The following is a 14,887-nucleotide window of genomic DNA, read 5'->3' on the forward strand; positions in this document are numbered from 1 at the left end:
CAAATGCAAATGATTGGAATTTATCACGCTCTCGTTATTGGGGGATTCCCTTACCAATATGGAGAACAGAAGATGGTAAAGAAGAAATTTGTATTGGTGCTGTTAAAGAATTAAAAGATGAAATGGCAAAAGCTGTTGAAGCAGGTGTTTTAGCCAAAGACATTTTTGAAGACTTTGACGGTGGGAATATGTCTGAATAAAATTATGCAAAAATAGATTTACATAAGAATATTGTATATGAAATAGTATTAGTTTCTGCTTCGGGACAGCCAATGAAACGTGAAAGCGATTTAATTGATGTTTGGTTCGATTCTGGTTCTATGCCTTATGCACAATGGCATTATCCTTTTGAAAACAAAGAAAAAATAGATGACAATAAAGACTTCCCGGCTGATTTTATTGCAGAAGGAGTAGATCAAACACGTGGTTGGTTTTATACGTTACACGCTATTGGAACGTTAGTTTTTGATAAAGTTGCCTATAAAAATGTAGTTTCAAACGGATTAGTATTAGACAAAAACGGACAGAAAATGTCGAAACGTTTAGGTAATGCTGCAGATCCATTTGAAACACTTTCAGAATATGGTGCCGATGCAACACGTTGGTACATGATTTCAAATGCAAATCCTTGGGATAACTTAAAGTTTGATATTGAAGGAATTGCAGAAGTACGCAGAAAGTTTTTTGGTACACTTTATAACACCTATTCATTCTTCTCTCTATATGCAAATATTGATAATTTCACTTATGCTGAAGAAGAGATTCCGTTAGACGAAAGACCAGAAATTGACCGTTGGATATTATCAGAATTACATACTTTAATTAAAGACGTAGACACTTTTTACGCAGAATATGAACCTACAAAAGCAACAAGAGCTATTTCAGATTTCGTACAAGAGAACTTAAGTAACTGGTATGTTCGTTTATGTAGAAGACGTTTCTGGAAAGGTGAATATGCACAAGATAAGATTGCTGCTTACCAAACACTTTATACGTGTTTACTTACTATAACTAAGCTTTCAGCTCCTGTTGCCCCTTTCTTTATGGACAGGTTATATCGCGATTTAACACAAGCAACTGGTTCTGAAAACTTTGAAAGTGTTCACTTGTCAAACTTCCCGGTTTCGGTTGAAAACTTTGTTGATAAATCACTAGAAAGCAGGATGATGAAAGCGCAAACGGTTTCTTCATTGGTTTTATCATTGCGTAAAAAGGAGATGATAAAAGTGCGTCAACCTTTACAAAAGGTAATGATTCCGGTGCTTGACGAAAATCAACGTGCTGAAATTGAAGCAGTTTCTGACCTTATAAAAGCGGAAGTTAACGTGAAAGAAGTTGTTTTAATGGATGATGCTTCTGGCGTTTTAGTGAAGCAAATAAAGCCAAATTTTAAAGCGCTCGGACCTCGTTTTGGTAAAGATATGGGCTTGATTTCTAAAGAGATACAAAATTTTAGCCAAGCACAGATTAATCAAATTGAGAAAGATGGCAGCTTAATCATTGATATATCAGGAAAAAATGTTAATTTAACATCGGAAGATGTGGAGATTCTGTCACAGGATATTCCAGGTTGGTTAGTAGCTAACGCAAATGGAATTACAGTTGCTCTTGACATTACAATTAGTGAAGAGTTGCGCAATGAGGGTATTGCAAGAGAGCTGGTAAATAGAATTCAAAACATTCGTAAAGATTCAGGTTTTGAGGTAACGGATAAAATAAAAGTTCATATTCAAAATAACGAAGTAATTGAACTAGCTGTAGCGGCAAATTTGAGTTATATTAAATCGGAAACTTTAACTAACGAACTGCTTTTTAAAGAAAATTTAGAAAATGGTACGGAAATTGAGTTTGATGACTTGAAAACATTAATATTGATTTCAAAATAATGAAACTGTAAGGTTACATCTGACACATTGTACAACTATAAAAAAAATGAGTTATGGTAGAAGAAAAATTAAGATATTCTGATGCGGAATTAGCGGAGTTCAAAGCTTTGCTTCTTGAAAAAATTGAAAACGCAAATTCAGACTTAGCGCTAATTAAAAGTGCTTACATGAATGATTCAAATAATGGAACAGATGATACATCGCCAACATTTAAAGCGTTTGAAGAAGGAAGTGAAACAATGTCTAAAGAGGCAAATTCACAATTGGCAATTCGTCAAGAAAAATTTCTTAGAGATTTAAGAAATGCTGTTGTTCGTATTGAAAATAAAACATTCGGTATCTGTAAAGTTACAGGTAAATTAATAAGTAAGGAACGCTTAAAAGTAGTGCCTCATGCAACCATGAGCATAGAAGCAAAGAACTTACAACGTTAATCTTTACATAAAAATTGACTAACGCTCCAACAGGAGCGTTTTTTATTTAACAAAATACTTACTTTTGTCAAAAATATCCACAATGTCTTTAAAAAGAGCTTATTTATTAGTTGTTCTTGTATTGTTAATAGATCAAATATCAAAGGTTTATATTAAAACCCATTTTTTCATTGGAGAATCAATCAATGTTTTAGGACTAGACTGGTTTCGCATTCACTTTATTGAAAATGAAGGTATGGCCTGGGGAGCCGTTATTCCTGGAGAATATGGTAAATTAATTTTAACGCTGTTTAGAATTGGAGCTGTATTTGGTATTGGTTGGTGGCTGTGGGATACTGTAGTAAGAAAGCAATCTAACTTTTTAATTGTTGCTATTTCATTAATTCTTGCAGGAGCAGTAGGGAATATTATTGACTCTGTATTTTACGGCGTAATTTTTAACGACAGTTATCATCAAGTGGCAACAGCTTTTTCAAGTAAACCTTACGGAAGTTGGTTTTACGGAGAAGTAGTAGATATGTTCTATTTTCCTATTTGGGATGGCGTCTTGCCTTCTTGGATTCCTGTTTGGGGCGGAAATCATTTTACATTCTTTAACGCTATTTTTAACGTTGCAGATATTGCTATTTCTACAGGTGTTGGAATTCTAATTGTGTTCAATAAAAAAGCTTTCGCGAATAGTGAAAAAGAAGAAGTTTTAATTGAGGAATAATTTTTCTAAATGAAGAATCAATTTTTAGTATTTTCAATTTGTTTGCTTTTTTATAGTTGTAAGAAAGAGAATGAAAATTATATTGAAAACATTGAAGTTGTTAGAATTTATGAAGGGCCAAGCCCGGATCGTATAATTTTTGATCTGAATGTTTCAAGCGAGGTTTATTCTAAAATGAATGAAGATAGTCTTTCAAGACAAATATTAGAGTTAGACAATTCAGAAAGTATAAACTATACAAATTTGTTTTTCGGTTTAGAAAAATTAAAAAAAAATAAAGTAAGATTTCATTTTGTTACGCCTTATTTTCTAACAGGTAAAAATAAAAGGAGGCATTTATCTGATACTTTGTTAATTGAAGATCTTAATAAATCAAAAGACTTAAAATTGATTCTTCATTTTAATAAAAATGTTTTCGAATTTAAAAACAAATAACCTTCTCACTCGTTACACAATAATCTAACTTAATATCGTTGTCAAACACATCGTCAATTAAATCTTCGGGTTCAAAGAACGAAAGACCAATTTTAATAACATCAGGCTTGCATTCGCTTAAAAATGTATCATAAAACCCTTTTCCGTAACCAACTCTGTTTCCAAGTTTGTCATACGCTAAAAGCGGAACAAAAACTACATCAATCATATTTGTAGGAACATTTAAACCGTTAATAGGTTCTGGAATGTTGTATTCGTTTTTTTTAACCTTGGTATTATCCGTCAGTAAAAAATGCGTCATAGAAGTAGTGGCAAAATCACTTTTGGAAATCACAATTTCTTTATCTTTTGCGTGTAAAATATTTAAAATATATTCGGTATCTACTTCTTTTTGTTCTTCAATAGGTAAAAATAAATGGTAATAGGTTTTATCCCAAATATCCAGTTGAACCAATTGATTTGCTATAGCCAAACTTTTTTCATCAATTTGGTTATCAGTTAATTGGTTTCGTAAATCCTTGTATTTTTTTCTTGCTTCTTTCTTAAACATGTATAGACGCTTTCAATTCGTCTATAAAAATAGTTAAATGTTCTATTTCTACGTGGTCCATTACTACAATTTTATACCATTTATTACTTTCGTTGTGCTGTTGAGGTACTAAATCATATTTTTCGGCAACATCTTGAGGAATGTTTTCAGCATGAATAGTCACTATGTTCATATACGGTTCTCTGAAATAAGAAATATTCAGTTTATCTAATTCATTACAAAGAAATTGTGTACGCATTTGTAAAACACTTACTTTTTCAAACCATCCGTTTGGCCCATAAGTAAATAATATCATCCAAACCGCTACTGCATTTGCTCCAGAACGACTTCCGCAAAGCGTTAAATCCATTCCTTCTACATATTCTGCTTCTTTGGTAAGTACATTTTCAATTAAGCCTTTTCGACAAATAAAAATACCTGTTCCATAGGGAGCTTGTAGCATTTTATGCGCGTCAATTGTAATAGAACTTATTTTTGGGTTACTAAAGTTAATTACCGAATCTTTATTGCTAAACGGATAAACAAATCCGCCGTAAGCACCATCAATATGTAATTTGTATGCTACATTATGTTTTTCTAAAAGAGAAGTATAATCGTTTGGATTGTCTACCGAACCAAACATTGTAGTTCCCATATTTGAAACGGGAATAAAATATTTTTTACCTTTTGCTTTAGCTTCTACAATAATTTGCTCTAATGCTGTTTTATCAATATTTCTTTCGTTAAAATGTACCGGAATTTTTAACCATTCTATTTGTAATAAATTGGAAGCTTTAGGAATTGAATAATGCGTGTCTTCTGAAGTTAAGATTACAATTTCCGATAATTTAGCATCGAAATTGTGCATAAAATAATTTCTAAAGACCCAAATTGCTTGAATGTTTGCTTCGGTTCCACCAGGAGCAATATAACCATCAAATTCATCTAACTTAAAAACGTCTGTTGCTAAAACATTTAAAACTTCGCGCTCTATTTCTTGAGTTCCACTAAACGCATTTTCAGATGTTCCAAAAGTGTGACAGCCAATATTGTTTGGGTTAGCAACATAGGTTTGTAAAGTAGGAGCGTCTTTTAAAAAAGGAGCATCATCATAAAACACCTTTCCGTCTAATTTTGAAGCAGGATATCCTAAAGACACATCTTTTGAAAAATTCACATTTTCATATAATGCTTTTTGTATTCTTTCTTTTAATTGTTCTTGTTTTAACTTTTTCCAGAACCTCATAATCCAATAATTTTATACAAAATTAAAGGTTGGGAGGATATTAAAACATGATAATTGTTAGTTTATAATTCTAATTGTGTTGAAATATGAAAAATTGCATCGCCTTGGTACACAATTGGCGCATCATTTACATTTATTAAATAGCCGTCATTAGGTGCTTTAACATTGTGTTCAGTTTTTCCAAAAGGATCTGAAATTGTTGCTAACACGTCACCTTTGTTTACAAAGCTTCCTACTTTTATTAAACCAATGAACATTCCTGAAGAATTAGCTCTAATCCAATTTGATTTTTCTATAAATAATGTTTCATCATAAGTAAAATTAGCTTCTTTTTTTGGGTTTAACATGTCTAAATGCGATAAAAAACGCTTAGCACCCTCAACTCCTTCTTGTGTGATTTCAGTATTTAAGTCTAATGATTTTCCGCCTTCAAAAAGAAGCATTTTCACGCCTAAACGAGTACTAGCGTTTCTAAATGAACCTTGAATGTTTTTAGAATATAGCGTAAAGGGTGCGTTAAATACCTTAGCAAGTTCTTTTAACTCTGTGTTATTTGGAATAATACGTATTTGAGCGGCATTAAATCTACTTGCTCCACCAGCATGAAAATCTACTGCATAATCCACCATGGGGATAATTTCTTTTACTAAAAAGTGCGCAAATCTACTGGCTAATGAGCCTGTTTTACTTCCCGGAAAAACACGATTCAAGTCTCGCCCATCAGGGAATTGACGACTTTGATTTACAAATCCAAAAATATTAATTATAGGAATACAAATAATGGTTCCACACTTTGGCTTGTTAATTTTTCTTCTAATTAATTGACGTACAATTTCAGTGCCATTCATTTCGTCTCCATGTAAACCTGCACTAAACAAAACTACTGGCCCGTCTATTTTAGAACGCTCAATTATTATTGGAATTTTTAATTTTGTAGTAGTATGTAATTTTGCAATTTCTACATCAATAGTTTTACTTTCTCCAGGTAAAATGGATTCTCCTAGAAGTTGAAGGGATTTGTTTTTCATGTGTTTTCTTAAAAGAAGAATAAAAGTAATAATTAAATATGGAATAGCTTATTCCTATTTTGTAAATTTGTTTCATGCAAACGCCTTTAGAATTACAAATACAAACATTACCTGATAGTCCTGGGGTTTATCAATATTTTGATAAAGAAGAGAAGATTCTATATGTTGGGAAGGCTAAAAATTTAAAAAAGAGAGTTTTAAGTTATTTTACCAAAAAACATGAGAACTATAAAACTAGTGTTTTGGTTAAAAAAATTGTCTCTATTAAACATATTGTTGTTGAAACAGAGTCAGATGCTTTGTTGCTGGAAAACAATCTGATTAAAACGCTCCAGCCACGATATAATATTCTACTTAAAGACGGAAAAACATATCCGTGGATTTGTATTAAAAACGAACCATTTTCGCGAATTTTTCCAACTCGAAGAGTCACAAAAGACGGCTCAGAATATTACGGACCATATACCAATTTTAAAATTGTCAATACAATTTTAGAAATGATTAAGGAATTATATCCGTTAAGAACTTGTAATTATGATTTGTCATTAGGTAATATTAAATCGGGAAAATATAAAGTTTGTTTAGAATACCATATTGGCAATTGTAAAGGTCCTTGTGAAGGTTTAGAATCATTAGAAAACTATCAAAAACAAGTTGAAGCGATTCGACAAATTTTAAAAGGGAATTTTAAAGACAGTTTAAAAGAGTTTAAAACTCAAATGAAAACCTTTGCCAAAGAAATGCAATTTGAAGCAGCTCAAAAAGTAAAAGAAAAAATTGAAGTTTTAGAAAAGTATCAGTCAAAATCAACCGTTTTAAATCCGAAATTATCCAATATCGATGTTTTTTCAATTGTTTCAGATGAAGCAATGGCTTATGTTAATTTCCTTCAAATTTCGCACGGAGCAATTGTGCGTTCACATACGATGGAAATTAAAAAGAAATTAGATGAAACAGATGAAGAGCTTTTAGAATTAGCTGTAGTAGAACTTCGTGAACGTTTTAAGTTACTGTCTAAAGAAATAATACTGCCGTTTCCACTTTCATTAGGTGAAAATTTAAAAATAACAGTTCCACAATTAGGAGATAAACGACAAATTTTGGATTTATCTATTCGCAATGCAAAATATTATCGAATGGATCAATTAAAGCAAATTAAAATTGTTGACCCTGATAGACATGCCAATAGAATTATGGCTCAAATGAAAAAGGATTTACGGCTTTCAGTTGAGCCAAGACATATTGAATGTTTTGATAATTCTAATATTCAAGGAACAAATCCGGTTGCAGCTTGTGTAGTTTTTAAAGATGGAAAACCAAGCAAAAAGGATTATCGTCATTTTAATATTAAAACCGTTGAAGGCCCTGATGATTTTGCTTCAATGGAAGAGGTAGTTTACAGAAGGTATAAGCGTTTGTTGGATGAAAAAGAACCATTGCCGCAATTGATTATTATTGATGGTGGAAAAGGGCAATTATCGTCAGCATTAAAAAGTTTAGATGACCTAGGTTTACGAGGAAAAATTGCAATTGTAGGAATTGCAAAACGATTAGAAGAATTGTTCTATCCAGAAGATCCAATTCCTCTTTATTTAGATAAAAAATCAGAAACATTAAAAATAATCCAATTTCTTCGAAATGAAGCGCATAGATTTGGAATAACGCATCATCGAGATAAGAGAAGTAAAGCAGCTTTGACAAATTCATTAGAATCCATTCCTGGAATTGGAGAAAAAACAATGATAACGTTATTAAAAAAGTTCAAAAGTGTTAAAAGATTGCAATTAGCTTCAGAAAAAGAAATATCTGAGGTCGTTGGACTTTCAAAAGCCAAAAAAATAACCGAATTTTACAAAAAGATACAAAAGTAAGAAATTTATGAAAAGAATAATCTTGTTAATAAGCCTGCTAATTTTCACCCAAATCAGCTTTGCACAAGATTCTATTAAAACTGTTAAAAAGCAAAAAATTGGACTTGTCCTTAGTGGAGGAGGCGCAAAAGGATTGGCTCATATAGGAGTTTTAAAAGTAATTGATTCATTAGGTATTAAAATAGACTACATAGGAGGTACGAGCATGGGCGCTATTGTAGGCGGGCTGTATGCATCAGGCTATAGTGGAAAGGAATTGGAGTATTTATTCAATAGAGTAGATGTAGATGCTTTGCTTCAAGATTTTACCCCTAGAAATTCTAAAACTTTTTACGAAAAAAGGAATGATGAAATTTATGCGGTATCACTTCCATTTGATAAATTTAAAATTGGACTTCCCTCAGGTTTGTCTAAGGGACTTTATAATTTCAATTTAATTTCACGATTAACACTTCATGTTTCTGATGTAAATGATTTTAAAAATTTACAGATCCCATTCTTTTGTATTGCTACCGATGCTGAAACAGGTGAAGAAGTAATTTTAGACAAAGGTGATTTAGCTAAGGCGTTAGTTACTAGCGGGGCTTTGCCTACATTGTATAGTCCTATAGAAATAGATGGTAAGTTACTTATTGACGGCGGAGTTGTGAATAATTATCCGGTTGAAGAACTAAGAAAGCGAGGGGCTGATTTTATAATTGGGGTTGATGTACAAGATGGATTAAAAGGAAGAGATCAATTAAATGATGTAACTAGTTTATTGGGTCAAATTAATAGCTACTCGATGGCTGAAAAAATGATTGAAAAAATTAAGTTAACAGATATTTATATTAAGCCAGATATTAAAGGTTATAATGTAATATCATTTGATAAAGTAAGTGAGTTAATTCCAAAAGGAGAAGCTGCAGCAAGATTTCTCTTAAATAACACAATCTTTGAGCAAAATAAAAGAACACAGTTAAGGGATAGAATTGTTGTTTCTGATTCAATCCAAATAAGCAGTATAGAGATTAATGATCTTGAAAATTACACTAGAGCTTATGTAATAGGTAAATTAAAGTTTAAACAAAATTCAACCGTTTCCTTTGAAGAATTTCAAAAAGGAATTAACAATTTAAATGCAACACAAAATTTCAGTTCGGTCTTTTATTCTTTTAAAGATGCAGAAAACGGCAAAAAGATTTTTTTAGAACTAAAAGAAAAAAAAGTAAATAAGTTTTTAAAGTTTGGATTGCATTATGACGATTTGTTTAAAAGTGGAGTTTTATTAAATTTTACACAAAAAAAAGTATTTGTAAAAAATGACGTGCTATCATTAGATTTAATATTGGGCGATAATTTCAGATACAACTTAAATTATTATATTGATAATGGTTTTTATTGGAGTTTTGGAATTAATTCTAAACTTTCAACTTTTAATAAAAACATTCCTTCGGATTTCAATAATGGACTTACTCTTACTACATTAGGGGTAAATTCTTTAAATGTTGATTATTCAGACTTATCGAATCAACTTTATTTGCAAACTATCTTTGCTCAAAAATTTTCGGTTGGTGGAGGTGTTGAGTTAAAACATTTAAAAATTAAGTCGGAAACATTATTAACTACTAATCCTGTATTTGATAAAAGCGATTATCTTTCTGTTTTTGGGTATTTAAAATTTGACACTTTTAATCAAAAATACTTTCCTAAAAAAGGAGCTTATTTTAATGGTGAGATTAAATCGTTTGTATATTCTTCAGACTATAACGATAACTATCAAAATTTTTCAATTGCAAAAGGAGACGTAGCTGTAGTTCAAACTTTTTTTAAAAAAATAGCTATAAAATTACAGTCAGAAGCAGGTTTTGCTATTGGAGAAAAAAGCGTAAATTCTTTTGATTTTGCTTTAGGCGGTTATGGTTTTGTAAATTTAAATAATTTGCGACCATTTTTAGGGTATGACTTTATTAGTTTGTTAGGAGATAGTTATATAAAGGGGAGTGTTGTTGCGGATTATGAGTTTTTGAAGCATCATCATCTTGAATTTACTGCAAACTATGCAAACATTGGAAATAATATTTTCGAAGACGACACATGGATTTCAAAACCAGAATATTCTGGTTATGGTTTTGGATATAGCTATGAAACGGTAATTGGACCAATTGAGCTTAAACATTCTTGGTCGCCAGAAACACATAATCATTATACTTGGTTCACAGTTGGGTTTTACTTTTAATAATTAAATTTTTTTTACGATATTTGTACTATATGAAACCAAACTGGATAGGTTTATTAGCGCATTTAAAATTCCTTATCAAGAGAAATCCTGAATGAACGCATAATTGTATCAATTAATTATTGCACTTTCACATTGTTTAATTAAAAAATTAAAATTATGCCATTTTATCATAAATTAGGAGAGATTCCGCCAAAAAGACATACACAATTCCGTAAGCCAAACGGTGATTTGTATTCCGAGCAATTATTTGGAACAGTCGGTTTTGACGGAATGTCAACAAATTCATATCACGAGCATCGTCCTACTCAAGTAAAAGAAATTATAAGACAATATAATATTGCGCCAAAAATTGCTAAAGAAAATAACATTCAATCGTATAGATTAAGAGGTTTTCAAGTTGCTCCTGAAAATGATTATTTAGAGAGCAGAAAAATTGTTTTAACAAACTCTGATTGTCACATTGCTTTAGCTGCTCCAAAAAAATCAACAACTGAATATTTTTATAAAAATACTGATTCTGATGAAATGATTTTTATTCATCGTGGAACAGGCAAGTTGAGAACTATTTATGGAAATCTTGATTTTAAATATGGAGATTATTTAATTATTCCTCGTGGAATTATTTATAAAATAGATTTCGATACAGAAGATAACCGTTTGTTTATAGTTGAATCTCATTCGCCAATTTATACGCCAAAACAATACAGAAACTGGTTCGGACAATTGTTAGAACATTCTCCTTATTGTGAAAGAGATATCCGTCGTCCTTATGAGTTAGAAACAAATAACGAAAAAGGAGAATTCTTAATCAAAGTAAAAAAGAAAGATGAAATTTTTGATATGATTTATGCAACACATCCATTTGATGTAGTTGGGTATGATGGATTCAATTATCCATATGCATTATCAATTCATGATTTTGAACCAATAACAGGAAGGATTCATCTTCCGCCACCCATTCATCAAACTTTTGAGACAAGCGCATTCGTAATTTGCTCATTTGTACCAAGGTTATATGATTACCATCCATTATCAATACCTGCGCCATATAACCACAGTAATATTGATGCCGATGAGGTTTTGTATTATGTAGATGGTGATTTTATGAGTAGAAATGATGTTGAAGCGGGCCACATATCTTTACACCCTGCCGGAATTGCGCATGGACCACATCCAGGTGCTGCAGAAAGAAGTATTGGTAAAACAGAAACTCAAGAATTAGCCGTTATGGTAGATACTTTTAAACCTTTAATGGTTACAGAAGAAGCAATGAAAATAGCAGATGACAAGTATTACCAATCTTGGTTAGATTAAAAAATAAATTAACACAACATTAAAGAGCTATTTAGTTTTAAAAAATATAATATTATGAGTGAAAAATTAAAATCAGTAAACTACGGTTTAGAAAAAATATTTGAAGGAGCGCAAGATTTTCTTCCGCTAATGGGAACAGACTATGTGGAGTTTTATGTAGGAAACGCAAAACAAGCAGCACATTTTTATAAAACAGCATTTGGGTTTCAATCTTTAGCGTATTCTGGATTAGAAACAGGAGTTAGGGACAGAGCATCTTATGTTTTAAAACAAGATAAAATCCGTTTAGTGTTAACAACTGCATTAAATAGCGATTCTCCAATTGGAGAACATGTTAAAAAACATGGAGACGGTGTAAAGGTTGTAGCTCTTTGGGTTGAAGACGCACGTTCTGCATTTGAAGAAACGACAAAGCGTGGAGCTAGAGTATTTATGGAGCCAACTGTGGAAACAGATGAACATGGTGAGGTGGTAAGAGCTGGTATTTACACTTATGGAGAAACAGTTCACATGTTTGTAGAGCGTAAAAATTATAACGGGACATTTTTACCAGGTTATAAAGAATGGAAATCAGATTATAATCCTGCACCAGTAGGTTTAAAATATGTAGACCATATGGTAGGAAATGTGGGTTGGAATGAAATGAATACTTGGGTTAAATGGTATGAAGACGTTATGGGATTTGTAAATTTCCTTTCGTTTGATGATAAACAAATTACTACTGAATATTCGGCATTAATGTCAAAAGTAATGAGTAACGGTAATGGAAGAATCAAATTTCCAATTAATGAACCTGCTGAAGGTAAAAAACGTTCTCAAATTGAGGAGTATTTAGATTTCTACGAAGGTTCAGGGGTACAACATATAGCAGTAGCAACAGATGATATTATTTCAACGGTTGCAGATATGCGTTCAAGAGGAATTGAGTTTTTAAGTACGCCACCTCAAGCATATTATGATGCAATTCCAGAGCGTTTAAAAGACCACATGCATAAATTTAAAGAAGATATTAATGAACTTCAAAAATTAGGTATCATGATTGATGCTGATGAAGAAGGTTATTTATTGCAAATATTTACTAAGCCAATTGAAGACAGACCGACTTTATTTTTTGAAGTAATTCAACGAATGGGAGCAAGAGGTTTTGGTGCAGGTAACTTTAAAGCTCTTTTTGAATCAATCGAGAGAGAGCAAGCTTTGCGAGGAACGTTGTAAAAAGTAAAAATAATTGAGAATAATTCAATAAACCAATATTTATAAAAGCATATTTTGTGTTAAAAGTGTTAAAGTTGATTTTTTATTAAGAATAATATAAAAACAATACTACATTTGCACTCGCAAAAATGAGGGAGTAGTTACCCTTATATTTTGCAAGTAAATTTTCATAATTTATAGTTTTTTGGTTGGTTAATAGCATAAAAACTCAGTCATTATTTTGACTGGGTTTTTTTGTTTTAGTATTTTTGGAACAGAAATTGCATCTTACTATTACAAAACGAAGAAATCATGAAAAAAATAGGACTTTTATTACTGCTTTTCATTACTACAAATTCTTTTGTAACACAAGAAGAATCATACACTACAGGTGAGTTTATTAAATTGAGAATCCATTATGGGTTGGTTAACGCAGGTTACGCTACTTTAGAAGTAAAAGAAGCTGTTAAAAATAATAAAAAAGTGCATCATGTTGTTGGAAAAGGATATACTGTAGGTATGGCAAAATTTTTCTTCAATGTAGATGATGATTACCAAAGTTATTTTGATAAAACAACAAATAAGCCTTATCAATTCTTAAGAAAAATAGATGAAGGAGGTTATACCAAACATCAAGAAGGTTTTTTTAACCAAGACAGCAATACAGTATTAGTAAAAGATTATAAGAAGAAAACCGAAAAATCATTTCCTGTTACTGAAGATGTACAAGACATTGTATCTGCTTTTTATTATTTAAGAAATCATCCAAATATAGATAGGTTAAATACAGGTGAATCAATTTATATTGATATGTTTTTTGATGATGAAATAACAAAGTTTAAGTTAAAATTTCTTGGAAGAGAAGATATAAAAACTAAATTTGGTAAAGTTTCTTGTATGATATTTAGACCTTATGTACAAGCGGGTAGAGTTTTTAAAGAAGATGAAAGTTTAACTGTCTGGATATCAGATGATGAAAATAAAATACCAATAAGGTTAAAGGCAAATTTAGCAGTTGGGTCATTAAAAGCAGATATTGATTCATTTAAAGGATTGAAAACTACTTTGAAAGTAAAAAAATAATGGAATTAGAAAAATATAGAGATCAATTAGAGCAAATTGAAAAGAAATATTCTGATATTAATCAAAATACAGAAACCCATTTAGAAGGCTTACTTTGGTCTAAACCAATTAACTATTGGGATTATATTCAAACAGATGCGCTTTTAAACCTTCAAATTCAAAGAACAACATTACCAGATGAAATGGTTTTTATCATGTATCATCAAGTTAATGAATTGTTGTTTAAAATGATTTTATGGGAAATAGATCAGTTGTCTCATAAAGAAAAACCATCAGCAACTTTTTTTACTGAAAAGTTAGGTAGAATCAGCAGGTATTTTGACATGCTAACAACTTCATTCACAATTATGATGGATGGTATGGAGCCTGAACAATATTTAAAATTTAGAAACACTTTAACGCCGGCAAGCGGTTTCCAAAGTGCTCAATATCGTTTAATTGAATTTGCTTCTACTGATTTAATAAACCTTATAGACAAAAGATTTAGAGCTAATATTGATAGAAATACGCCTTATGATCACGCTTTTGAACACTTGTATTGGCAAGCAGCTGGTAAAGACTATCATACTGGTGAAAAATCATTTCTTTTAACAGGTTTCGAAAAGAAATATAAAAAAATGTTTTTGGACTTTATGGAAGAATACAACACCATAAATGTTTGGAGAAAATTTAAAGAACTTCCAGAAGCAGATCAACAAAATTTAGACTTAATTAAAGCAATGCGTCATTACGACGAAACGGTTAACATTACATGGGTAATGGGTCATTTCAATGCTGCTAAGAAATACATAGAAAGTGTTCCAGGAAATCATGAAGCTACTGGTGGAAGTGATTGGAAAAAATACATGCTGCCTAAATACCAAAAAAGAATTTTCTTTCCAGAGTTATGGACAAAAGAAGAAATTGAGAATTGGGGAGAAAATTTATAATTACA

General features: G+C 31.2%; 12 protein-coding genes and 1 pseudogene. 10 read left to right on the forward strand and 3 right to left on the reverse strand.

The annotated features are described in order from the left end of the window. The 4 genes and pseudogenes from UXY25_RS00005 to UXY25_RS00020 all read left to right on the forward strand — a co-directional run. Nucleotides 1-1,886: pseudogene (locus UXY25_RS00005) on the forward strand (DUF5915 domain-containing protein); the annotation flags it as partial. 53 nt (nt 1,887-1,939) lie between these two features. Continuing rightward, nucleotides 1,940-2,320: a TraR/DksA family transcriptional regulator gene (locus UXY25_RS00010; protein ID WP_320813940.1), complete on the forward strand. Its 381-nt coding sequence runs from the start codon at nt 1,940-1,942 to the stop codon at nt 2,318-2,320. Nucleotides 2,321-2,402: 82 nt separating this feature from the next. Beyond that, nucleotides 2,403-3,032, forward strand: a complete 630-nt coding sequence (locus UXY25_RS00015; protein ID WP_320813941.1) for a lipoprotein signal peptidase — start codon at nt 2,403-2,405, stop codon at nt 3,030-3,032. A 9-nt stretch (nt 3,033-3,041) separates the two neighbouring features. Next, nucleotides 3,042-3,467 carry a hypothetical protein gene (locus tag UXY25_RS00020; RefSeq protein ID WP_320813942.1) on the forward strand — a complete coding sequence of 142 codons (426 nt, stop codon included), beginning with the start codon at nt 3,042-3,044 and terminating at the stop codon, nt 3,465-3,467. Here the strand turns inward: UXY25_RS00020 and UXY25_RS00025 are convergent. The 3 genes from UXY25_RS00025 to UXY25_RS00035 form a co-directional block, all read right to left on the reverse strand. Further along, nucleotides 3,454-4,017: a 5-formyltetrahydrofolate cyclo-ligase gene (locus tag UXY25_RS00025; protein ID WP_320813943.1), complete on the reverse strand. Its 564-nt coding sequence runs from the start codon at nt 4,015-4,017 to the stop codon at nt 3,454-3,456. The genes UXY25_RS00020 and UXY25_RS00025 overlap by 14 nt on opposite strands. Continuing rightward, nucleotides 4,010-5,242: a pyridoxal-dependent decarboxylase gene (locus UXY25_RS00030; RefSeq protein ID WP_320813944.1), complete on the reverse strand. Its 1,233-nt coding sequence runs from the start codon at nt 5,240-5,242 to the stop codon at nt 4,010-4,012. The genes UXY25_RS00025 and UXY25_RS00030 overlap by 8 nt, the downstream gene beginning before the upstream one ends. A 62-nt stretch (nt 5,243-5,304) precedes the next feature. Further along, nucleotides 5,305-6,270 (reverse strand): succinylglutamate desuccinylase/aspartoacylase family protein, encoded by a 966-nt coding sequence (locus UXY25_RS00035; protein ID WP_320813945.1) that lies wholly within the window; start codon nt 6,268-6,270, stop codon nt 5,305-5,307. A gap of 74 nt (nt 6,271-6,344) precedes the next feature. On the opposite strand from UXY25_RS00035, the gene uvrC reads away from it, so the two are divergent. The 6 genes from uvrC to UXY25_RS00065 all read left to right on the forward strand — a co-directional run bounded on the left by uvrC (nt 6,345) and on the right by UXY25_RS00065 (nt 14,882). Next, on the forward strand, nt 6,345-8,141 hold the full coding sequence (uvrC, locus tag UXY25_RS00040; RefSeq protein WP_320813946.1) for an excinuclease ABC subunit UvrC: 1,797 nt from the start codon (nt 6,345-6,347) through the stop codon (nt 8,139-8,141). A gap of 7 nt (nt 8,142-8,148) precedes the next feature. Continuing rightward, entirely contained in the window at nt 8,149-10,359 is a 2,211-nt protein-coding gene (locus UXY25_RS00045) for a patatin-like phospholipase family protein (RefSeq protein ID WP_320813947.1), read from the forward strand. A 159-nt stretch (nt 10,360-10,518) separates the two neighbouring features. Next, entirely contained in the window at nt 10,519-11,676 is a 1,158-nt protein-coding gene (locus tag UXY25_RS00050) for a homogentisate 1,2-dioxygenase (protein ID WP_320813948.1), read from the forward strand. A gap of 54 nt (nt 11,677-11,730) precedes the next feature. Further along, a complete protein-coding gene (gene hppD, locus UXY25_RS00055; protein WP_320813949.1) occupies nt 11,731-12,891 on the forward strand; it encodes a 4-hydroxyphenylpyruvate dioxygenase in 1,161 nt (386 codons plus the stop codon). A 291-nt stretch (nt 12,892-13,182) separates the two neighbouring features. Further along, nucleotides 13,183-13,953 (forward strand): DUF3108 domain-containing protein, encoded by a 771-nt coding sequence (locus UXY25_RS00060; RefSeq protein ID WP_320813950.1) that lies wholly within the window; start codon nt 13,183-13,185, stop codon nt 13,951-13,953. After that, nucleotides 13,953-14,882, forward strand: coding sequence for a tryptophan 2,3-dioxygenase family protein (locus tag UXY25_RS00065; RefSeq protein WP_320813951.1), 930 nt, complete (start codon nt 13,953-13,955; stop codon nt 14,880-14,882). The genes UXY25_RS00060 and UXY25_RS00065 overlap by 1 nt, the downstream gene beginning before the upstream one ends. Nucleotides 14,883-14,887: the final 5 nt, after the last annotated feature.

Source organism: Flavobacterium sp., assembly GCF_034111225.1.
In the GTDB taxonomy this organism is placed as follows: domain Bacteria; phylum Bacteroidota; class Bacteroidia; order Flavobacteriales; family Flavobacteriaceae; genus Flavobacterium.